Genomic DNA, 22,124 nt, shown 5'->3' on the forward strand with positions numbered 1-22,124 from the left:
GCCACCATAGGCGGAGGACTCTCCGATTTTCAAGGCGTAACCGGAGACTCCTCCGTTACGTCCGCTACGCTGCTCCGCATGACCGCCCCCACCGAACGCGCCGACGCCGCCCGCAATCGCCTCCGCATCCTCGACGCCGCCCGGCGCCGGCTCGCGGACGACGGCTTCACCGCGCTCTCCCTGGACGCCGTGGCGAAGGACGCCGGGGTGGGCGTCGGCACGGTCTACCGCCGCTTCCACAACAGGGCCGGGCTCGTCTACGCGCTCATCGAGGACAACGAGAGCCGCTTCCAGGAGGAGTTCGCCCGCCAGGCGGAGGACGGGGCGCCGTCGGCCCGCGAGCGGCTGCGGGCCTTTCTGCACGGCATGGCCGACCTCGTCGAGGAGAACCGCGAGCTGCTGCTCCTGGCGGAGGCGAGCGTCCCGGCCGGGCGCTATCGCAGTGCCCCGTTCCGCAGGCACCACGAACAGGTCGTCGGGATGGTCGCGGAACTCGCGCCGGACGCGGACGCCGCCTATCTGGCCGATCTGCTCCTCATGGCGTACGCACCCGGCCTGTTCGACTTCCAGCGCACGGACCGGGGCTGGGACGTGGACCGCATCAAGCGCGGGCTCGACGCCCTGGTCGACGGAATCGGGGCCGTCGGAGCCGGGGGAGCCGGGGCCGTGGAATCCGGGGAATCAGCAGGACCGCCGCCGAGGCGATGAACAGGGCCGCCGTGAAGAGCAGCCATCTCCCCAGGAACACGTCCGCCGGGAGCCCCGTCGCCGCCGTGTAGTGGCCGACCTGACGGAAGACGAGCGGCCACCAGACGAGCAGCATCAGACCCGAGAGGAAGGCCGGCACACGCACATGGTTGACGCCGAACCCCGCCGTTCGCGAGCCCCCGCCCCGCTCCCCTCGCACCCTGCTGCCCCCGTCTCCCCGGGGCGGGAACAGCAGCTGTACGGCACGGTCGGTCACCGCGTAGAGCGGCAGCAGGACCAGGTCGTGCAGGAGGGCGGCGCCGACGAACCAGAGGGTCACCCCCAGCGTGTCGCCCTTCAGTAGGCGTACCCCCGCGTAGGCGGCCAGCGCGAAGGAGGCCAGCACCAGCAGCAGGTGCAGCGGTGTGTCCTCCTCCCTCCGGCGGATTCCGCTCACGGCCGCTCCCCGAAGGTGAGGCGGGTGACCCACTTGGTGTTGAGGACTCCGGGGGCGCCGGGGACGATGACCCGGGCCGGGTAGCCGTGGTCGTCGGAGAGGTCGGCGCCGTTGACCCGCACGGCGAGCAGCGAGCGGCGGTCCCGCACCTGGTTGTCGCGCAGGGCGGCCACGCTGAACGGGCCCCCGCGCTGGGCCGACTCCACCCGTACGTCCGGCGGATCGCCGTCGAGGCCGACGAGGGCGGCGAGGTCCACCAGCCGTACCCCGCTCCACAGCTGGTCCGGGGTGGACCACCCCTCCACGCAGGCGATCGGCAGCGCCGCCTCGTGCTGCGGCATGGCCAGCAGCGCTTCCCGGGTCAGGACGGCCTGCCGCCCCGCGCCGCGCACGGTGAGCCGCCACGCCGGACCGACGTCGCTCGCCCGGATGCCCACCGAGCCCGCGGTCTTGTTGATCTGGAAGCCGTTCGGCCCCGATCCTGGTTCCCGGCCGCCGTGCGGGGCGAACAGCGCGGTCCTGCGCCACCAGCCCCCCACGCTCTGCCCGGCCGTCACCGCGAACAGCGCCAGGGACCCCAGGCCCACCAGACCGACCGCGCCCCGCCGGGAGATGGTCGGCGCGGCCGGCCGGGGCGACACCAGCCCGGCCGCCTCCTCGCTCCCGGCGGCGGGCCGCGCCGCGCGCCCGGCCCGCACGGCCCGGAGCGCGCGCGGCAGCCTCAGCGTCACATGCACCACGAACGCGCCGATGAACACCCAGGCACCGTAGAAGTGCAGGACGTAGAAGGAGCCCGGGAAGATGTAGTGCAGCTGGATGTTGAGGATGCCGGTGACGAACTCGAAGCCGGCCCCGCCGACCAGGAGCAGCAGCGACAGCCGTTCGAGCGCGTGGCCCGGCGACCGCACCGGCGGCCACGCGAACAGCTTCGGGATGACGGACCACAGCTTGGCCAGGAGTACGGGCACCAGCACGACGCCCAGGACGACGTGCACGCCCTGCGTGAGCCGGTACAGCCAGTACGGCGAGGTCGGCCAGGAGAAGAGGTAGAAGCCGAGCCACCCCTTGTCGGGCGTCTGGTCGTTGACCGCCGCGAGATCCGGGTTGTACGCGGCGTACGACAGGAGTCCCGTCACGAACAGGACCGTCACGCCGACGAGCAGGACCAGTCCGAACACGGCAGTCAGCCAGGGCCCCCGCAGCGGGCTCCGCCAGAACTCCGGCCGCGAAGGACCGGGCGGAGGGCCCGTCGGCACGACGGACTCCAGGACGGTGCGCCACCGTCGCGGACCCGCCCGCCCGTCCTCGGACGATGTCGGATCTCCCGCCTCCTCGCGCCCGCCGTCGTCGCTCGCGTCCACGGGAAACCTCCGCACATACCGGCCTCATCGAATGCCCCCCGCCGAGGAGAACATGCCGCACCCGAACGCCGAAGGCCCCCGTGACACGCCACACGGCCCGTCAGCCACCCAGGTAGTACGGCCGGTTGTGTGCGGCGACGGGTGGCGACTGATAGCTCCACGCACCCGCGGCCGGGGCGCCGCCGAGCAGCCGCTCCAGGTCTCGGCCGACGTCGGCGCCGGGGTCGAGGACGGTCAGCCGGGCTCGGTCCAAGGCCCGGTCGGGTGCTCCGGCGGGTGCTCCGGCGGCGAGGGAGTGCCAGGTGTAGGGGGCGTAGACGCTCATGGGACCCGCCAGTGCCCGCCCCGCCTCGTCGGTGCCGTACCCCGTGATGGGTGTGTTGTTCACGGGCCTGCCCTGGAGGGACGTGAGGTCGGCTTCCAGGGAGAAGAGCGCGGTGGTGCCGCGCCGGAGTTCGCCCTGCGGGGTGAGTTCGGCGCTCCGGCAGGTCACCTGCCAGTCCTCGGCCTCGGGTCCGTTGAGGGACGGCATCGTCGCCTCGAACCAGGCGGGGTACTTGGGTTCGGCGAAGAGGCGGCGGCCGGCGTCGATGGCGAGCGGGTTGTCGCACAGCACGTGGATACGGGCGATGCCGAGCAGCTTGGTCTGGTCGTGGCCCTGGGCGTACTCGGCGTAGGACACCTCGGGCAGCCGCTCGGCGGCGGCGGCCGGGAAGGCGACGATGTTGACCTCGACCTCCTGGGTGACCCCGGCACCGGACCGGTACTGGGCGAAGTACAGCTGGAAGTTGACCGAGAGCAGGGCCCGGCCGCCGAAGTCGGCGGCGCTCAGGGCGGGATGGTGCTTGGCGAGGAGCTCGCGGGCCGGTTCGGGGTCGATCAGGAAGTCCAGGCCGATGTTGTGCAGGGCGCCGTAGTGGAAGGGCAGTTGGTACGGCGCTGCCACGGGCGGCAGGGGAAGCGGGGTCATGAGGCGGCTCCGGAGGGGTCGGCGGCGGGCGGGACGGTGTCCGTCAGGACGGCGGGCGCGTGGCGCGCGGTCAGGTCGGTCTCGATGCGTTCGGCGGTGCGCAGGGCCAAGGCGGCCATGGTCAGGGTGGGGTTGGACGTGGCGAGCGAGGGCATGCTGCCGCAGCCGACCGCGTAGAGCCCGGGATGGTCCCAGCAGCGCTGCCAGTGGTCGACGACCGAGGTGGCGGGGCTGTCCCCCATGAGGTGGGTGCCTCCGGCGTGGCCCGCGCCCCGGAAGGCGTACGACCGGCCCCGATGGGTGAAGGTCCCGGGCCGGCCGGGGTCCGGGGTGTGGTCGCTGTGGTCCTCCGCGCCCAACAGCGCGAAGAGCTGGTCGGACACCTCCTTCGCGGCCACGAAGCCCTCCTTGACGTGGTCGGAGAGGTCGTACGACACGACGGGGCGCGGCAGCCCCAGCGCGTCGCGGCGCTCCGGATCGAGAGTCACGCGGTTGGCGGGGTCCGCCTCCTGCTCGATCTCGAATTGCAGCGCGAACTGGCGCCCCACGCGGTCGCGCAGGGCCGCCCGCAGCGCCGTCCCGAACAGCCGGCCACCGTCCGCGCCTCCGCCGCGCACCAGGTCCGCCACGTCCGCACCGGTGCCTCCCGTCGCCCAGACCCACCCCCAGTTGCCGATCTCGACGCGGAACGGGGCGTGCCGCGCGCGCGAGGGACCGAAGCGGAACCCCTCGATGCCGGAGGTGGAGCCCGGGCCCCGGTACGGGCCGATCTGCTCGGGCATCAGCCCCCAGGTCAGCAGCACCGGATGGTCCATCAGGTTGCGGCCGACCTGCCCGCTGCGGTTGGCGAGGCCGGAGAGCAGCAGCAGTCTGGCGTTCTCGACGGCGTGGGCGGCGAGCACCACGACGTCCGCGTGCGCGCGGTGGCGGGTGGTGCCCCGCGCGTACGAGAGGTACTCGACGCCCGTGGCGCGCCCGGCGCCGTCGACCAGCACCCGGCTCGCGACGGCACGGTCGACGAGCGTCACCGACGGACCCCAGCGCGCCTGGGTGCGCAGCGGGGTGTACTTGGCCCGCGCGGGGCAGACGGGGATGCAGCTGGCATGCCCTTCGCAGCGCCGGTGCTCACCACTTGGGCCCGCGCCTCCCGCGTAGGCGGTGTTCGCGACGCCGTTGCGGCCGTGCGGTGTCCCCACCACCCGTAACGAGACCCGCTCCCCGGCCACCGGGTCCGTCACCGACCGGCCGTCGAGGCGGCCCGCCATCACCGTGTCGAGGTGGCTCGGCGGCAGCGGGTGCATCGGGAAGACGTACTCGTCGGGGAAGGGCAGGCCGACGTGGTCGCGCTGCTCGGCGACGTCCGCCGCCACGCCGATCTCCCGCTCCGCGGCCCGGTAGTACGGTTCCAGGTCCCCGTAGCCCAGCGGCCAGCCGCGGCCGTAGCCGAAGAGGTCGGTGCGGAAGTCCTCCGGGTGCATCCGGGGTGTCAGCCCCGTCCAGACGTTCCCCGTACCGCCGTTCACCCTGATGTACGTGCTGGAGTACGGCAACGGGCCGCGCTGGATCAGATGGCCGTCGCCGCCCGCCCCGGCAGCGAGGTCGGTGACCTCCGGCCAGGCGGCGGCGGGGTGCGGCACATAGGGCGAACCCGGCACCTTCGCCGTCGCGGCGAGGTAGGTCTCCACTGCCTCGGCGTGACCCCGCTCGGCGTCGCGTGCGCTCGCCCCGGCCTCAAGGACCAGTACGCGCCGGCCGGCCGCCCCGAGGCGGTGGGCCACGAGAGTGCCCGCGAAGCCGCCGCCGACGACGATCACGTCGTAGTGCGAGCGGACCTCTCCGGAAGGTGTCATCGGAACACCCCCGCCCCGGCGGCCTCGGCCGGTTTCTCCGCCCAGCTCCCGAAACCCCGGGGCGCCGCGCCGGGCGCCACACCGCCGAAGGTCCGCCACACGAGCCCTTCGGCGTACGCCCGCGCGGAAACCAGGAAGGCGGCTTCGCCGTCGAGGCCCGACCACACACCCGTGTACCAGAGACAGGTGAGCGCTTCGGCCAGCTCTGCCACGTCGGGTGGGACGCGACCGCCCGGACACTCCCCCGCGAACGCCCCTTCGGCCGCCGCCGCGACGAGCCGCGCGTATCCCTCGGCTCCCGCGTGCGTCCGGAGGACGTCCCGGTAGTCGTCCACCATCCCGGTGGCCCATATCTCGCTCGTGTCGAAGCCCGTCAACTCCACGGACAGCGTCACGAACGCGTCCTTCGTCCCGCTCTGTCGCACCGGTCCAGGCACGTCAGCCTCCCCCCGTCGGCTTCTGAACGACCATGGAAACAGGTGACGGGGGACGCCGACCACGGTTGCTCGGCCACTCCACCCGAACGTGTGGTGCCCCCTTCCGCAAACCCGTTCGGGCACATTTGGCGACTTCCCGCCGGTGAGCCAGGGAACGACCGGGATTCCAGCCCTTCGCGCCCGAAAACACTTGGACCGCGCGGCGCCGCACGCGGGAGACTCCGTCTTCACCTGACGGTCCGACAACACAGGGTTGGGCATGGAATCACCAGAATCAGCTGAATCATCCGAACCACCGGACAAACCCGAGGGGTTGCCGAACAAGGGCGCGGTGGCCCTCGCCCTCCGCTGCTACGGACGGGAACTGGTCCGGCTCCGCCTGCTGACCGCCCCGGCCCTGCTGCTGCCGGCGCTCGGCAACATCGGCATCAACTACATCGCCCCGCTGATCGTCGCCAAGCTCGTCGGCCGGATCGCCGGCGGCGGCGCCTCCTCGTCGATCGGCCCGATGCTGCCGTACGTCCTCGCCTTCGCCGGCGTCCTGCTCCTTTCCGAGGCGCTGTGGCGGGTCGGTCTGCACTGTCTGAACCGTCTGGACGCGCGCGGCATCGAGAACCTGTACGTGATCGGGATGGACGAGCTCTTCGCCAAGGACGCCGCCTTCTTCCACGACAACTTCGCCGGCTCGCTGACCAAGCGGGTCCTGAGCTTCGCCTCCCGGTTCGAGGACGTCGTCGACACGCTGACGTTCTCCGTCATGGGCAGCTTCGTGCCGCTGCTGTTCGCATCGGTGGTGCTCTGGCAGTACGACCCGCTGCTCGTGGCCGGGCTGCTCACCCTGATCGCGTTCACGGGGGTGCTGGTGGCACCCCTGATCCGTCGCCGTCAGCGGCTGGTGGCCCAGCGCGAGAAGGCCATCGCCCGGGTCTCGGGGCACGTCGCCGACAGCCTGATGAACATGGACACGGTGCGCGCCTTCGCCGCCGAGGAGCGAGAGGCCGCCGAGCACCGCTCCCGGGTCGCGGAATCACGCCGCCTCACCCTGCGTTCGTGGGACTACGGCAATCTGAGGATCGACACACTGGTCGCCCCGATGTCCGTGCTGACCAATGTGCTCGGTCTCGTCCTGGCCCTCGGCCTCGGCGCGGCCGACCACGGGGTGGAGGTGGTCATCGTGGCCTTCACCTATTACGCCAACGCCACCCGGATCATGTTCGAGTTCAACCAGATCTACCGGCGTCTGGAGAGCTCGATGACGGAGGCCGCGCAGTTCACCGAGCTGCTGATCGATCCGCCCACCGTGCTCGACCCGGTGTCGCCGGAACCGCACCTCGGCAAGGGGGCGGACGTCCGCTTCGAGGGCGTGACCTTCGGGCACGGCGGCGGGAACCCGCTCTTCGACGGCCTCGACCTGGACGTACCGAGCGGGGCCAGGATCGGTCTCGTCGGCCGGTCGGGCGGCGGCAAGACGACGCTCAGCCGGCTGTTGCTGCGGATGACGGACGTCGACGGCGGCCGCATCCTGATCGGCGGGCAGGACATCAGCAAGCTGCGGCAGACCGATCTGCGCGGTCTGATCGCCTACGTACCCCAGGACCCGGTGATGTTCCACCGGACGCTGCGGGAGAACATCGCGTTCGCCCGGCCGGACGCCACCGAGTCCGAGGTGCGCCGGGCGGCCGAGGCGGCCCACGTGACCGAGTTCGCCGACGCGCTCCCCGACGGCTTCGACACCATGGTGGGCGAGCGCGGGGTGAAGCTGTCCGGCGGGCAGCGCCAGCGGGTCGCCCTCGCACGGGCGATCCTGCGGGACGCGCCGATCCTGCTGCTCGACGAGGCGACCAGCGCGCTGGACTCCGAGAGCGAGATCCTCGTACAGGACGCGCTGTGGCGGCTGATGGACGGCCGGACGGCGCTCGTGGTGGCCCACCGGCTGAGCACGGTGGCCTCGATGGACCGGCTGGTCGTCCTCGACCGGGGCCGGATCGTCGAACAGGGCACGCATCAGGAGCTGCTCGACGCCGAGGGCTCGTACGCGAAGCTGTGGCAGCACCAGTCGGGCGGCTTCCTCGACGACATGACCACGGACGACACCCCGGCCGGCGCGGACGTGCGCTGACCGAAAGGGCCCGGGTCCGTCGGGCAGCCGCCCGACGGACCCCCACTACGGCCCCGGTCCCGAGCCCGTACCCGACCCCGGTCCCGGACCCGCCTCCGCCCTCGTACCCGTACCCGCGCCCACGTCCGTCCCCGCCCCCTGCCCCTGCCCCGGACCCGCCTCTGCCTCCGTCCCCGTCCCCGTCCCCGTCCCCGTCCCCGTCCCCGTCCCCGTCCCCGAATAGCGGCTCAGAGTCGGCTCCCGCGCCAGTACGGCTCCGATCGTGAACGCGAACGTGAGCGCGGCGCCGTGCGGTGCGAACGCGGCCAGGGCGAACAACAGCGGGACGGCGGCCAGGAACGCCTGAGCGGCCAGTCGGGTACCCGCGTCCAGCAGGTTGCCCGAGGCCAGTCTGCCGACGAGTTCGGTGAGGACGGGGAACCGACGCTCGGCCCCCCGTCCACACCTCCCGCATCCGGGCCACCCACGCCTTCACGTCTCCGCTCTCCCGGCCGGTTCAGTCCGCCGCGGGCTGATCGTGGGTGCGGCGCTGGACGAACTGCGTGGTCAGATGGGCGATCACGGCGGCGAGCACGATCAGCGGCATCTGGTTGTACGCGTCCTCGCCGAGCAGCAGGACGGCCAGGACCGCGCTCGTCAGCGGGAGCCCGGAGACCGTGGTCGCGGCGGCGGCCATGCCGAGCGCGAGCGCGGGGGTGACACCGAATCCGGGGAGTGCCGAGCAGGCCGTGGCGGCTGCCGCCCCGATCAGGAGGGCGGGGAAGATGGGGCCGCCGCGCAGGCTGCCGAGGCTGATCCCCCAGGCAAGCCCCTTGCACGCGACGAGGGCGACGAGGGCCGCGACGGACCAGTCGTGCGGGTGCGCGGCGAGTTCGCCGAGGGTCGCCTGTCCGGAGAGGGCCGCTTCCTCCGGTGAGCGGCCCGTCAGCAGCGCGTAGGCGGTGAGGCAGAGTCCGACGGCGAACGCGCAGGCCACGGTACGCGTGGCGGTGTTGCGGGCGGTCCAGCGGGCGGTGCTGCGGCCGACCCGGTGGCCGGCTCCGACGATGACGGCGACGAGCACGGCGAGGGGCAGGCCCCAGAGGAAGTCTCCGGCGTCGGGGTTGGCGTCGGGGGGCAGGCTGGGGAGCGCGAGGCCCCCGATGGAGAGCCCCGTCCACGCTCCGAAGCCGGTGAAGACGAGCGCGCCGACTCCGCTGGCCACGAGACACGGCAGGAGCAGCAGGACGAGCTGCCCGCCGGCCAGTCCCGCCGCCTCGACGACGAGGACGGCGGCGACGAGGGGGCCGCCGAGGATGGTGGCGATGGCGGCGGTCGAGCCCGCGGTGCCGATGACCAGAGCGGACCGGGGGTCGACGGCGGTGCGGGCGGCCCGTACGGCGAGGAGGGCCAGGCCGCTGCCCACCGCCATCAGGGGCGCTTCCGGGCCCAGGACGACGCCGAGCGGCAGGGTCGCGAGTGCGGCGAGGGCGGCGCTGGGCAGCTCGGCGGGGCCGATCGGTGGGCCGCCGAGACCGTTGACGGGCAGGTGTCCTCCGTGACCGCGCATCCGGGTGACGATCGGGGCGAGGATCAGACCGGCGAGGAGGAGCGCGGGCAGCGGCCACCACCAGGGCGCCCGGTCATGGCCCAGGGCCCGGGGAAGGCTCTCCCAGACGGCGTGCTGAAGGGTGTGCTGGAGGCCGACGAAGAAGAAGCAGGCCACGGCGATCGGCACGCCGAGGAGTACGCAGAGCAGCAGCAGCTTCTGGTAGGAGCGGCTGAGCAGGAGGTCCCGTACGCCTTCCGCGGTGGGCGCGGTCTCCCCCCGCGTCTCCTCGCTCACGCCACCCCTTCGGGTCGTCCGCCCGGGAGCACGGCGGGTTCCACTCCGGCCGCCGCCGTTCCTTCGGTGGGTCGTGCGGGACTCCGCCGCACAGTCCGGTCGAGCAGCACCGCACCCTCCCGGGAAGCCGAACGGTCGTCGTCTCCCCAGTGAAAGGGGTCTGACGGGGTCTCGCATCCGGGCCGGGGCCGTATCCCGTTCGCCGCACGGACCCGCATACGCCCGACAAGACCAATTCAATGCGATTCGCCCACAGGGAAACACGGGGCCTCATGCCCGCAGGTCTCATGGCGGAGACGGTCGGCCCGATGGAGAACGCCCGGGAGCAGCCGGCGGCCGAGGCGTAGCAGCAGGCGCTGGTCGGCGGGCCGCCGCGCAGGCGGCCTCCCGGATGGCCCCGGCCGCTCCGGCGCACGCGGCGCGGCCGGCCGGGAAGGACCGGGCCGCCGACCGCTTCCGGCGTACGCCGAGGCCCGTACGCGTTCGGTTGCGCGGTGCGCCCTCGCGCCCGAACGGAGGGCGGTTCCCTCCCCCTCCGGATACGGCCAATGGGCCGGACACCGTCCGGGCGCGCGGCCCGGCGCCCTCGAAACGCGTGCGGCGTCTGCGATCCGGAGGGGTGGGCGGCGACCGCTGTCGCACAAGGATCTTCCCGGTGTCACGGTGCCGTCACAGAGCCGTCGTCGCCCCATCGCACTCGCCGGACGCAGGATGGCCTGAATCCATGGCACTCGATCCCCCACGCGCGTCCCGTCGTTGATCACTTCCGCCGCGCCTCACATACTGCGCTGACCGGCGACGGGCGCCCTTGCGCCCTCCGTCCGGAACCGACCACTCGACCTCATCCCAAGCTCCTGGGGGAGACTTGCGCGCACACGTGCACAGAGCACGCGCCTTCACCATCGCGGCAGCCACTTCGGTGGCGCTCGTGGCAGGCATGACCGGCCCGGCGGCGGCGATCGCCGCCAACGCCACGGCCGCACCGGACGCCCCGCGCCTCGACGGCACCCGGCGGATCCCGCTCATCACCGGCGACCGCGTCGTGGTGGACAACACGGGCCGGATGGTGGGCTTCGAGTCCGCCGCCGGCCGTGAGCACATACCCGTACAGGTGCAGCGCACCGCGGGCCACACCCTGGTGGTGCCCGCCGACGCCCAGCGCCTCATCTCCTCGGGCCGGCTGGACCAGCGGCTCTTCGACCTCGACGTCCTCACCGACCCGCGGCTGCGCAAGAGCCACCGCGCGGGGCTCAAGCTGATCGTGCAGTACGAAGGCGGTGCCGCCGCCGCACGCGCCGAGGTGCGTTCGGCCGGTGACACCCAGCTGCGGCGGACGTTCCCGAGCATCAACGCCGACGCCATCCGTACCTCGCAGGACGACGTGGCCCGGGTGTGGGAGGCCCTGACCGACCGTGGCCGGACCGGCGCGCGTTCCACCGCCTCCGGCATCGGCAAGGTGTGGCTGGACGGGATGCGCGGTGCGCGCCTGGACCGCAGCGTCCCGCAGATCGGTGCCGACCGGGCCTGGCAGTCCGGGTACGACGGCGCGGGCGTCAAGATCGCCGTCCTCGACACGGGTGTCGACAAGACCCACGACGACCTCAGGACCCAGGTCGTCGGCGAGAAGAACTTCTCCGCCTCGGCCGACGCCGTCGACCGTGTCGGTCACGGCACCCATGTCGCGTCGATCGCCGTCGGCACCGGTGCCAAGTCCGGCGGCCGGTTCAAGGGCGTCGCCCCCGGCGCCAAGGTGATCAGCGGGAAGGTCCTCGACGACGAGGGCTACGGCGACGACTCCGCCGTCATCGCGGGCATGGAGTGGGCCGCCGCCGAAGGCGCGGACGTGGTCAACCTCAGCCTCGGCGGCCCCGACAGCCCCGGCGTCGACCCGCTGGAGGCCATGGTCGACAAGCTGTCCGCCGAGAAGGGCATCCTCTTCGCCATCGCGGCGGGCAACGAGGGCGAGGCCGGCGCGTCGACGGTGGGCTCGCCGGGCAGCGCGGACGCCGCGCTGACCGTCGGCGCCGTCGACAAGGACGACCGGCTGGCACCGTTCTCCAGCGTCGGCCCGCGCGTCGGAGACGGCGCCGTCAAGCCGGACGTGACCGCGCCCGGCGTCGCCATCACCGCGGCCGCCGCCGCCGGCAGCCTCATCGACCTGCGCCCCGGCACCCCGCACCCCGCACCCGGGTACCTGCAGATCGACGGCACCTCGATGGCGACCCCGCACGTCGCGGGCGCCGCCGCGATCCTGAAGCAGCGGCACCCCGACTGGAAGTCCGCCGAGCTCAAGGGCGCGCTCACCGGCTCCACCAAGGGCGGCGAGTACACCGCCTTCCAGCAGGGCTCGGGCCGCATCCAGGTCGACAAGGCGCTCGCCCAGAACGTGATCGCCGAGCCGGTGTCGCTGAACTTCGGCACGGCGCTCTGGCCGCACGCCGACGACAAGTCCGTCACCAAGAAGCTCGCCTACCGCAACCTCGGTACGACGGACGTCACCCTCGACCTGTCGGTGTCCACCCTGGACCCGGCGGGCAAGCCGGCCCCGGCGGGGTTCTTCGCGCTGGGCGCCTCGAAGGTGACCGTGCCCGCGGGCGGCACCGCCGAGGTCGACCTCGTCGCCGACACCCGCGTCGGTGACACCGACGGCACCTACTCGGGTTACGTCACCGCCACCGCGGCGGGGCAGTCCGTGCGCACGGCCGCGGTGGCCGTACGCGAGGCCGAGTCGTACGACGTCACGGTGCGGACCCTCGGCCGCGACGGCTCCGACGCGCAGAACTTCTCCAGCACCCTGACGGGCGTCGGCGGACCCGCCGCCGGCTTCCAGGCGCGCGTCGACAACGAGCCGGGCGTCCACACGATCCGTGTGCCCAAGGGCTCGTACACCTTCAACTCGGCCGTCTACCAGGACCCGTCGGACTACACCGCGGGCACCGACTGGATCGCCCAGCCGAAGCTGGACATCACCGCCGACACCTCGGTCACCGCCGACGCCCGCACCACCAAGCCGGTGGACCTGACGGTGCCCGGCATCGGCATGGCGGACTACGGCGGCACGTACTACGAGGTCGACACCGAGAGCGGCCAGGTCGGCAACGGCTGGGTCCTCAGGGGCTTCAAGGGCTTCCGCACCGCGCACCTCGGTCCGGCGGTCACCGACGGCTCACTCCTGCAGACCTGGGACGCGCACTTCCTCAAGGACCCCACGAGCCAGTACTCGGTGGCCTTCGGCGGCAAGACCAGCAAGGTCACGACCGGCTACACCAGGCACGTGAAGGCGGACGAACTGGCCACGCTCAAGGTCGGTCTCGGCTCGTCGGCGCCCGGGAAGACCGTCCTGGCCTCGCCGTACTCCCACCTGCCGGGCGCGCCGGAGGGCATCGGCTTCTCCGCGCCGCAGGCGGCGCCGGGGACGCGTACCTTCTACGTCTCCACCGCCGACGGGGTCTCGTGGCTCACTCGGCTCAACCAGCTCGGCGAGCTGGACGAGTGGGGCTACCCGGCCTTCGAGGGTGCCTACGAAATGGTCCGCCCGAAGCGCTACGAGACCGGCCGGACGTACCGGGAGACCTTCAACACCGGTGTCTTCGGCCCGCTCCTCGGTGAGGGCATGGGCGTCTTCCGTACGGCTCCCGACCCGGCGACGGGCGAGCAGCAGCTCGTCGGCGCCGTGCCGCTGGTCGCCGACGGCAAGGGCCACGTGGGCACCGTGCCGTTCACCTCGGCCACGTCGACGCTGTACCGCGACGGCGTCGAGGTCGGCGCGAACGACGACCCGCTGAGCGGCTCGAAGCCCTTCACGGTCGACGCCGCCGACGCCGAGTACCGCCTCGTCACCTCCGTGGAACGCCCGTCGAACGTCGCCGCGGTCTCCACCCGGATCGACGCCGGATTCACGTTCCGCTCGAAGCAGGTCACGGAGACCACGTCGCTGCCGGTGTCCACGGTCCGCTTCGCGGCGCCCGTCGACCTCGCCACCCGCGCTCCGGAGAACGCTCCGGTCCTGGTCCCGGTGACCGTGCAGGGCTCGGCCGCCGGACGCAATCTCAAGTCGCTCTCCGTGTCGGTGAGTTACGACGGCGGGAAGACCTGGCAGGTCGCTCAGGTGCGGGACGGGAAGATCTCCGTGAAGAGCCCGGCGAAGGACAGCGGCATCTCGCTCTCCGCCGAGGTCACGGACAAGCAGGGCAACACGTCGACGCTGACGATCCACAACGCGTGGATCGGCAAGTGAGGTTGGCGGGTTGACCGCGTGACCATGTGACCATGTGACCGCATGACCGCGCACCCGGGGGCCGGGTATCAGGGGAGCCACCTCTGATACCCGGCCCCCGGTTCTCGTTCTCGCGCTCGCTCCCGTCGGGGAGCCGGCCGAGCATCACCGTTTCCTTCCGACCCGGGTGGTCGTTGCACCCAAAGATCCATTGGGGTGACGACGCGTCACCAGCGAGTCGAAAGTATGTGCCTTCAGTGAGTGTCACCACCGAAGACCTGTGGTTCTCCCCCGACCGTCCCGTGGCAGCCCGTCACCACACCCGGCTCTTCTGTCTTCCGCAGGGCGGGGCGGACGGGTCGGTCTTCCGTTCCTGGCAGGGCCTGGTGGGCCCCGGGATCGAGGTCGTGCCCGTGTACCTGCCAGGGCACGGAATCCGCATGGCGGAGCCTCCCGAGAGTTCGGTGGCCCGGCTCGGCGAGCGGCTCACCGGGCCGGTCGCCCACCGGGCCGACGGACTCCCCTACGTGCTGTTCGGTCACAGCATGGGGGCTCTGCTCGCCTACGAACTCGGCCTCGCCCTCCAGGACGGCCCCCGTCCCCCGGCCGCGGTGATCGTGTCCGGCTCCGTCCCGCCGCACGTGCCCCGCCGCACCGAGCCCATGCACCTCCTCCCCGACGGGGAGTTCCTGAACCGGATCGGCGCCCTGGGCGGAATCCCCCCGGAACTGCTCGCGGAGGAGGAGTGGGTGGAGCTCATCCTGCCCGTGCTGCGCGCCGACTTCGAGGCAGCCGAGACCTACCGCACACAGAACGTGCTCTCGCCCGGCGTACGACTGATCGCGCTCGGCGGCGCCGACGACCCGGCGGCGCCGGCCGCCGAGGTGGAGCGGTGGCGCGAGCTGGGCAGCGAGGTGACCGTCCGGATCCTCCCCGGCACCCACTTCTTCCCCTTCGAGTCGACCGCCGAGGTCCTCGACCTCGTGTCGGACGCCTGCCTTCCCCGTTGAGTCGCGCCCCCACCCGTCCGGAACCCCGCGTCTCATCCCTTCGATCGGTGGACCAAGGAATGTCAATCGTGAGCAACAAGGCTGTACGACAAGGCCGTTACGGCATCGACGGTCCCGGCTGGATGGCCGCCCTCGGCGTCGGAGTCCTGGCGCCGCTGGCGGCGGTCTCCGCGGGCGCGCCCCGCTGGCTGCTGCGGATCCCGCCGCTGGTGGCCGTCCCTGCCGGGCTGTATCTGCACGCGACCCTACGGGGCAAGTTCCTCGTCTGGGAGAAGCAGTTGGACGCGCTCGGACTGCGGGGTGACGAACAGGTCCTGGACCTGGGATGCGGGCGCGGAGCGGTGCTGACGGCGGTGGCGCGCCGGGTGCCGAAGGGCCGGGTCACGGGTGTCGACCTCTGGCGTTCGGTCGACCAGTCCGGCAACACCGAGAGCGCCACGGAGGACAACGCCCGGCGGGAGCGGGTCTCCGACCAGATCGAGCTGGTCACCGCCGACATGCGCAGACTGCCCTTCCTCGACGACCAGTTCGATGTCGTGGTGTCCAGTTTGGCGATCCACAACATCATGAGCGCGCGGGGCCGCGAGGAGGCCGTACGGGAGGCCTACCGCGTCCTCAGGCCGGGCGGCCGACTGCTGGTGGCCGACGTCTTCCACGCCCCGCGCTACGTCGACATCCTGCGCGCGGCGGGCGCGGTCGACGCCACCCGCACCGACGCCGGCCCCCGGATGTGGTGGTCCGGCCCCTGGGTCCGCACCCAGCTGGTGAGCGCGGAGAAGCCGGCCATGGACGACTACGACGGCGACGGCGGGGCCTTCGCCGACGTGCGGGACGGGGAGCGGCAGGCATGAACCTTTCCGCGCCCTTCCCGGAAGCGTACGGCCGGCGGCCGAGCAGTCTCGTCGACCTGCTGCGGTCCCGGGCCGAGCGGCAGCCCGACCGGCTCGCGTACGTGATCCTCGACAGCCATGGCGAGGAGGAGGCCCGGCTCACCTACGCCCGGCTCGACCACCGCGCACGCGTGGTGGCGGCGACACTCCAGGAGCAGGTCAAGACGGGTGACCGGGTCCTGATTTTGCACCAGCCGGGCGCCGACTACCTGAGCGCGTACTTCGGCTGCCTGTACGCCGGGGCCGTCGCCGTACCGTGCTATCCGCCGCACACCCGCAGCCTCCCCCGGCTCCGGGCCGTCGCCGCGGACGCGGCGCCCGTCGCCGCGCTGCTGGGCGACCGCGTCACGGCCGGGACCCGCAAGCAACTGGTCGACGCACCCGAGCTGCGGGACATCGCCCTGTTCTCGAACGGCGACCTCACCTCAGACGCCGAGCAGTGGACCGATCCGCTCGTCGGGACCGACAGCCTCGCGTTCCTGCAGTACACCTCGGGCAGCACCGCCGCGCCGAAGGGCGTGATGGTCTCGCACGGCAACCTCCTGTACAACTCCGCCCAGATCCAGCGGCGCATCCGGGCGTCCGCGGACTCCCTCTGTGTGAGCTGGCTCCCGCCGTACCACGACATGGGGCTCATCGGCGGAATCCTGCAGCCCCTCACCGCCGGGTTCCCCGCGGTCCTCATGGCGCCGGGCACCTTCGTCCTGGACCCCGTCCAGTGGCTGCGCGCGATCTCCACCTACCGGGCGACGAACACCCCGACGCCTCCGTTCGCCCTGGACCTCTGCGTCGAGCGGGTCGATCCCGCCGTCCACGAGCCCCTGGACCTGAGCAGCCTGGAGAGCGTCATCGTCGGCGCGGAGCCCGTACGGGCCGCGACGCTGGACCGCTTCGCCGGGCACTTCGCCCCCTGGGGGTTCCGGCGGGACGCGCTGCGGCCCAGCTTCGGACTGGCCGAGGGCACCCTGATGGTGTCCTGCGGGGCCCACCTCACCCCGTCGGCCACCGTCACGGTCGACGTGCCCACGCTGGAGGCGCACCGCGTCGCCCCAGGAGGCGATGGAAGCCCCGGCACCCCGGGCGACGGGCCCGGCCGGAGCCGGGACATCGTCGGATGCGGGTCCGCCGTCGACGGGCAGCGGCTGGTCGTCGTCGATCCGGCCACGGCGGCCGTCTGCGGCCCCGACCGGGTCGGTGAGATCTGGGTGGGTGGCCCGAGCGTCGCCCACGGATACTGGGGGCGCCCGGACGAGAGCGAGACCGCCTTCGAGGCCGAACTCCCCTCCGGCGAGGGGCCGTTCCTCCGCACCGGCGATCTGGGGTTCCTGCGCGACGGCGAACTGTTCGTGACCGGCCGCAGCAAGGACCTGATCATCGTCCGGGGCCGCAACCTCTACCCGCACGACATCGAGCGCTGCGCGGAGCGCGCCCATCCGGCCCTCCAGGCCAACTCCTCGGCCGCCGTGGCCGTCGACGACGACGGCACGGAACAGCTGCTGCTCGTCGCCGAGGTCCGGCGCGGGGCGCAGCTGCCGCCCGCCGCCGAGGTCGCCGGGCGGCTCGGCCGTGCGATCGTCGCGGAGTTCGACGTACGACTCCACCGGCTGGTCCTCGTCCGGACCGGCACCATCCCCAAGACCTCCAGCGGCAAGATCCGGCGCAGCGCCACCCGGCAGGCCCTTCTCGACGGCTCCCTCACCGTCGTCGGCGAGTGGACCGCCGGCACCGCCCAGGAACCGGAGCCGCCCACCACCGACCGCCGGAGGAGCGCCGTCGAGGACTATCTGAGCGACCTGGTGGCGACCCTGGTGACCGACGCGGCGGGCGACCCCGACCGGCAACGCCCGCTGCTCGACCTCGGGTTGGACTCGCTTGCGACACTTCGGCTCGTCGGCCGGGTCGAGCGTGACCTCGGCGTGGACGTCTCCGAGGACGTGTTCGACGGCGACCCGACGATCGCCACCCTCGCGGCGATCATCGCCGAGCGGCACACGGGCGGAATCCCGCTCGACGACGCGGGCCGACCGCTCCCGGCCGAGCCCCCCGCCCTCGGCGCCACGCCCGCTTCGGGGCTCGCCTCCCCGGACCCCGCAGGCACCACCGCGGCGGACCCGGCCGCCCTCCCGGACGCCCCCTTCCCCCAGACGGACACCCAGCAGGCCTACTGCCTCGGCCGCACGGGCGCCTTCGAGCTGGGGAACGTCTCCACCCATGTCTATCTGGAGTTCGACGCCCCCGATCTCGACCTGCCCCGCTTCGAGCACGCCTGGCGGCGGGTGATCGACCGGCACGAGATGCTGCGCGCCGTCATGCTGCCCGACAGCAACGAGCAGCGGATCCTCACCGAGGTGCCCCCGTACGAGATCCGGGTGACCGATCTCCGGGGCCGTGAACACCAGGCTTCCGAGGCCGAGTTGGCGGCCATCCGGGAACGTCTCTCCCACGAGGTGCGCCCGGCCGACCAGTGGCCGCTGTTCGAGGTCGCCGCCACCCGGCTCGACGACGGACTGCGCGTCCACCTCAGCGTGGACTCGCTCATCGCCGACTTCTCCTCCGGGCGGTTGCTGTTCGACGACCTCTCCCGCTTCTACGAGGAACCGGACGCCCGGCCCCCGGCGCCGGAGAAGTCCTTCCGCGACCATGTGCGCGCCGAGACCGAACGCCGGAACGGAGACGCGTACCGGCGCTCGCGCGACCACTGGTGGAGCAGACTGCCCGAGCTGCCGCCCGCGCCACAGCTGCCCGGCGCCGCCCGCGCCGCTTCGATCGACCGGCCGCGGTTCACCCGGCGGGAGACCACGCTGCCCGCCGAACTGTGGCAGGACCTCAAGGAGCGGGCCGGCCGGGCCGGGCTCACCCCGACCGGACTGCTGCTCGCCGCCTACGCCGAGGTCCTGGCCGGCTGGAGCAGCGGCCGCCACTTCACGCTGAACGTGCCGCGCCTCAACCGGCCCGTGCACGACCCGAGTTACCGGGAGGTGATCGGCCAGTTCGCCTCCTTCACCCTCCTTGAGGTCGACTTCCGCACGGGCTCCACCTTCCTGGACCGGGCGCGCGGACTCCAGCGGCAGCTGCGGTCCGACCTGCGGCACCAGGACGTCGGCGGCGTCGAGGTGCTCCGCGAACTCATGCGACTGCAGGGCGGATTCGACCAGGCGCTGATGCCGGTGGTCATGACCAGCAACCTCACCTTCGCCACCGAGGAGAGGACAGCACTGGAGAAGCTGCTCACCCCCGTCTTCGCCGTCTCGCAGACCCCGCAGGTCTCCCTCGACGAACAGGTACGGGAGGAGGAGGGCGCGCTGCTCCTCAACTGGGACGCGGTCGACGAGCTCTTCCCCACCGGACTCGTGGAGGACATGTTCGCCGCGCATACGGCGCTGCTGCGCGCGCTCGCCACCGACGAGCACATCTGGGACCTGCGCACCCCGCTCGCCCTGCCGCCCGCGCAGGCGAAGCGGCGCCGGTCGAGCACCGGGCCTGCCCGTGCCGTCCCGGACATCCAAGTGCAGCACCTCTTCGAGCGGCAGGTGGCCGCCCGCCCCGACGCCCCGGCGGTGATCGCCCCCGACCGGACCCTGTCGTACGCCGAACTCGACGCCGCCGCACGGCGGGTGGCCGGCTGGCTTCGCAGCCGTGGCGCCGGGTCCGGCCGGCTGGTCGCCGTCGTCATGGACAAGGGCTGGGAGCAGGCCGTCGCCGCCTACGCGGTGCTGTTCTCGGGCGCCGCCTACCTGCCGATCGACCCGGAGCTGCCCGGCACGCGCCTCCGCCGTCTGCTCGCCAAGGGCGAGGTCGAGCTCGTGCTCACCCGGTCGAGGCTCGACGAGACCCTGGACTGGCCGACCGGACCGCTGCGGCTCTGCCTGGACCGGCCGCTGCCCGCCGCCACCGACACGCCGCTCCCCTCCGACGGGAGCCCGGCCGACCTCGCGTACACGATGTTCACATCGGGGTCGACGGGCGAGCCGAAGGGCGTCGCGGTGAGCCACCGGGCCCTCGTCAACTGCCTGGTGGAGACCCTCGCGGCGTTCCGGATCACCGAGGACGACCGCTGCCTCGCGCTGTCCGCGCTCCACCACGACCTGTCGGTCTTCGACCTCTTCGGGGTCCTCGGCGCGGGCGGCACGATGGTCGTACCGGCAGCCGCCGACCGCCGTGACCCGGCGCACTGGGCGCGGCTGATCGCCGCCCACGGGGTCACCGTGTGGAACTCGGTCCCGGCGATGATGGAAATGCTCCTGGAGGCCACCGACGGGGACACCCCGACCGGCTCAGCCGACTCGCCCGGCTCGCCGGACCCGGGGCCCGTGGGCGACCGCGGCCCGTCCTCACTGGGCCACGCGGACGCGCTCTCATCGCTCCGGCTGGCGTTCCTCGGCGGCGACTGGATCCCCCTCGCGGTCCCGCGTCGACTGGCGGAGGCGGCACCCGGCATCGAGACGGTCTCCGTGGGCGGCCCGACCGAGACGACCCTGTGGAGCATCTGGCACCGGATCGCCGAGGTCGATCCCGCCTGGCGGAGCGTTCCGTACGGCACCCCCCTCGCCAATGTCCGCTACCACCTGCTCGACGAGCGCCTTGAGGAGTGCCCGGAGTGGGTGACCGGGGAGATGTACGTCTCCGGCGTCTGCCTGGCGGACGGGTACTGGCGCGACGCCGAGCGCACCGACGCGGTGTTCACCACCCACCCCCGCAGCGGGGAGCGGATGTACCGCACCGGGGACCTCGGCAGATGGCGGCCGGACGGCACCGTGGAGTTCATGGGCCGGGCCGACTTCCAGGTCAAGATCCGGGGCCAGCGCATCGAACTCGGGGAGATCGAGGCGGCCCTGCTCGCCCACCCCGAGGTCTCCTCGGCCGTCGTCACCGCCACCGGCCGCACGGACCGGCCCGGCCATGACGGCCTGGTCGCCTACGTGATTCCCGAGGCGGCGGGCGAGGGTGTACGCCCCGCGGGCGGAGGTACGCGGGCCGGAGCCGGAGACGCGCTCCCCGACGCGACCGATGTCGAAGGGGCCCGCCGCAGCGGCGTCACGGTGCTCGACCCCTTGGACCGGGCCGCGTTCAAGCGCGCCCGGCACGGCCTGCGCCGGGAGGCGGACCGGCCCCGGGTCGTCCTGCCCCCGGTGGCGGACGAGCCGTCGCGGCGTCGCAGCGACCGCGCCTTCCTCCCCGGGCCGCTGGACCTGGCGGAGCTGGCCGACTGCCTGGGCGTCCTGCGGCAGGAGGAGGTGGACGGACTCGCCACGTGCCGCTACCCGTCGAGCGGCGGTCTCTACCCGGTCCAGACGTACCTGTACGTGAAGGCCGGTGCGGTGTCCGGCCTGGCGGGCGGCACGTACTACCTCGACCCGCGAGACAACGCTCTGGTCACCCTGGAAGAGGGTGCGACGATCGATGCCGGGATCCACGCGCCGCGCAACCGGGCCGTCTTCGAGGCCGCCGGCTTCTGGGTGTTCCTCGTCGCGGATCTGGACGCGATCGAGCCCCTGTACGGCCGACTCGCCCGCGACTTCTGTCTGCTGGAGGCCGGGTACATGGGTCAGCTCCTGATGGATCGGGCGGCGCGTACCGAAGTCGGTCTCTGCCCGATCGGCGCGTTCGACTTCGACCCGGTCGGGCCGTTGCTCGGTCTGGACGAGCGCCATCTGCCGGTGCACTCCCTGGGGGGCGGCCGGGTGGACCGCGCCGCCCCCACCCGGCCGGCCGGGACCGTCGAGCGGGCCGAGCCGCTCGGCGACCGGCTGCGGGCGTGGCTGGGGGAACGGTTGCCGGCGCACATGGTTCCCCGGCACGTGCTGACCCTGGACAGCTGGCCGCTCAGCCCCAACGGCAAGGTCGACCGGCGCGCGCTGCCCGCCCCCCGGCAGGCCGACGGCGCTCCCGGGTCCGCCGCACCGCGCACACCGACGGAGGAGCGGCTCGCCGCCCTGTGGTGCGAGGTCCTTGAACTGCCTCACGTGGACGTCCGTGACAACTTCTTCGAGCTCGGTGGGAACTCACTGGCCGCGACGCGGCTGATCGTCCGGATCCGCAAGGCGTTCCGGATCACGATCAGCCTGCGCGAGGTGTTCACCTCGCGCACGATCGCGGACCTGGCGGTCACGGTCGACCGCCTCGGGCGCGAGGCGAGTGATTCCGGCGAGCCGACTGAGGCGGACGAGAAGAGCGGCCCCGGCCGGGAACGGGACCCGGGTGCTCACACGTACGACGGCAACGACTACCTTCCCGATCCGGGCATCCCGGAGATCGAACCCGACCCTTCGGAGCTTCCGAAGCACATGAGGTGAGAGCAGAGA

The 22,124-nt window shown here is 72.8% G+C and carries 12 protein-coding genes; 6 read left to right on the forward strand and 6 right to left on the reverse strand.

Annotated elements, in window-relative coordinates; genetic code table 11:
• Nucleotides 1–78: 78 nt before the first annotated feature.
• A complete protein-coding gene (locus ABT154_RS24110) occupies nt 79–708 on the forward strand; it encodes a TetR/AcrR family transcriptional regulator (RefSeq protein ID WP_351858906.1) in 630 nt (209 codons plus the stop codon).
• Here the strand turns inward: ABT154_RS24110 and ABT154_RS24115 are convergent.
• The 5 genes from ABT154_RS24115 to ABT154_RS24135 all read right to left on the reverse strand — a co-directional run bounded on the left by ABT154_RS24115 (nt 602) and on the right by ABT154_RS24135 (nt 5,720).
• Nucleotides 602–1,144, reverse strand: coding sequence for a hypothetical protein (locus ABT154_RS24115; protein ID WP_351858908.1), 543 nt, complete (start codon nt 1,142–1,144; stop codon nt 602–604). The two genes, ABT154_RS24110 and ABT154_RS24115, sit on opposite strands and share 107 nt — an antisense overlap.
• A complete protein-coding gene (locus ABT154_RS24120; RefSeq protein WP_351858991.1) occupies nt 1,141–2,412 on the reverse strand; it encodes a molybdopterin-dependent oxidoreductase in 1,272 nt (423 codons plus the stop codon). The genes ABT154_RS24115 and ABT154_RS24120 overlap by 4 nt, the downstream gene beginning before the upstream one ends.
• Nucleotides 2,413–2,605: 193 nt before the next feature.
• Entirely contained in the window at nt 2,606–3,475 is an 870-nt protein-coding gene (locus ABT154_RS24125) for a hypothetical protein (RefSeq protein WP_351858910.1), read from the reverse strand.
• On the reverse strand, nt 3,472–5,325 hold the full coding sequence (locus tag ABT154_RS24130; protein ID WP_351858912.1) for a GMC family oxidoreductase: 1,854 nt from the start codon (nt 5,323–5,325) through the stop codon (nt 3,472–3,474). The genes ABT154_RS24125 and ABT154_RS24130 overlap by 4 nt, the downstream gene beginning before the upstream one ends.
• The gene (locus ABT154_RS24135) at nt 5,322–5,720 is read right to left on the reverse strand and encodes a hypothetical protein (RefSeq protein WP_351858914.1); all 399 of its coding nucleotides are present in this window, start codon (nt 5,718–5,720) and stop codon (nt 5,322–5,324) included. Before ABT154_RS24135 ends, ABT154_RS24130 begins: the two co-directional genes overlap by 4 nt.
• Before the next feature lie 301 nt (nt 5,721–6,021).
• Between ABT154_RS24135 and ABT154_RS24140 the strand changes: the two genes are divergently transcribed.
• Nucleotides 6,022–7,881, forward strand: a complete 1,860-nt coding sequence (locus ABT154_RS24140; protein ID WP_502969574.1) for an ABC transporter ATP-binding protein — start codon at nt 6,022–6,024, stop codon at nt 7,879–7,881.
• 496 nt (nt 7,882–8,377) lie between these two features.
• On the opposite strand, the gene ABT154_RS24145 is transcribed toward ABT154_RS24140, so the two are convergent.
• Nucleotides 8,378–9,706 carry a chloride channel protein gene (locus ABT154_RS24145; RefSeq protein WP_351858916.1) on the reverse strand — a complete coding sequence of 443 codons (1,329 nt, stop codon included), beginning with the start codon at nt 9,704–9,706 and terminating at the stop codon, nt 8,378–8,380.
• Between the two features lie 937 nt (nt 9,707–10,643).
• Between ABT154_RS24145 and ABT154_RS24150 the strand changes: the two genes are divergently transcribed.
• From ABT154_RS24150 to ABT154_RS24165, 4 genes are all read left to right on the forward strand, one after another.
• Nucleotides 10,644–13,943 (forward strand): S8 family serine peptidase, encoded by a 3,300-nt coding sequence (locus ABT154_RS24150; protein WP_351858995.1) that lies wholly within the window; start codon nt 10,644–10,646, stop codon nt 13,941–13,943.
• A gap of 236 nt (nt 13,944–14,179) precedes the next feature.
• Nucleotides 14,180–14,932 (forward strand): thioesterase II family protein, encoded by a 753-nt coding sequence (locus tag ABT154_RS24155; protein WP_351858918.1) that lies wholly within the window; start codon nt 14,180–14,182, stop codon nt 14,930–14,932.
• Nucleotides 14,933–15,000: 68 nt separating this feature from the next.
• A complete protein-coding gene (locus ABT154_RS24160) occupies nt 15,001–15,783 on the forward strand; it encodes a class I SAM-dependent methyltransferase (protein ID WP_351858920.1) in 783 nt (260 codons plus the stop codon).
• Nucleotides 15,780–22,115, forward strand: a complete 6,336-nt coding sequence (locus ABT154_RS24165) for an AMP-binding protein (RefSeq protein ID WP_351858922.1) — start codon at nt 15,780–15,782, stop codon at nt 22,113–22,115. The genes ABT154_RS24160 and ABT154_RS24165 overlap by 4 nt, the downstream gene beginning before the upstream one ends.
• Nucleotides 22,116–22,124: the final 9 nt, after the last annotated feature.

The organism is Streptomyces sp. NPDC001728, assembly GCF_040297565.1.
Lineage (GTDB): Bacteria > Actinomycetota > Actinomycetes > Streptomycetales > Streptomycetaceae > Streptomyces.

What these genes read in the sequence shown, in the direction of transcription:
- ABT154_RS24110 (WP_351858906.1), top strand. Translation starts at nt 79, where the DNA reads ATGACCGCCCCCACCGAACGCGCCGACGCCGCCCGCAATCGCCTCCGC.
- ABT154_RS24150 (WP_351858995.1), top strand. Translation starts at nt 10,644, where the DNA reads ATGACCGGCCCGGCGGCGGCGATCGCCGCCAACGCCACGGCCGCACCG.
- ABT154_RS24165 (WP_351858922.1), top strand. Translation starts at nt 15,780, where the DNA reads ATGAACCTTTCCGCGCCCTTCCCGGAAGCGTACGGCCGGCGGCCGAGC.
- ABT154_RS24125 (WP_351858910.1), bottom strand. Translation starts at nt 3,475, where the DNA reads ATGACCCCGCTTCCCCTGCCGCCCGTGGCAGCGCCGTACCAACTGCCC.
- ABT154_RS24130 (WP_351858912.1), bottom strand. Translation starts at nt 5,325, where the DNA reads ATGACACCTTCCGGAGAGGTCCGCTCGCACTACGACGTGATCGTCGTC.
- ABT154_RS24140 (WP_502969574.1), top strand. Translation starts at nt 6,022, where the DNA reads ATGGAATCACCAGAATCAGCTGAATCATCCGAACCACCGGACAAACCC.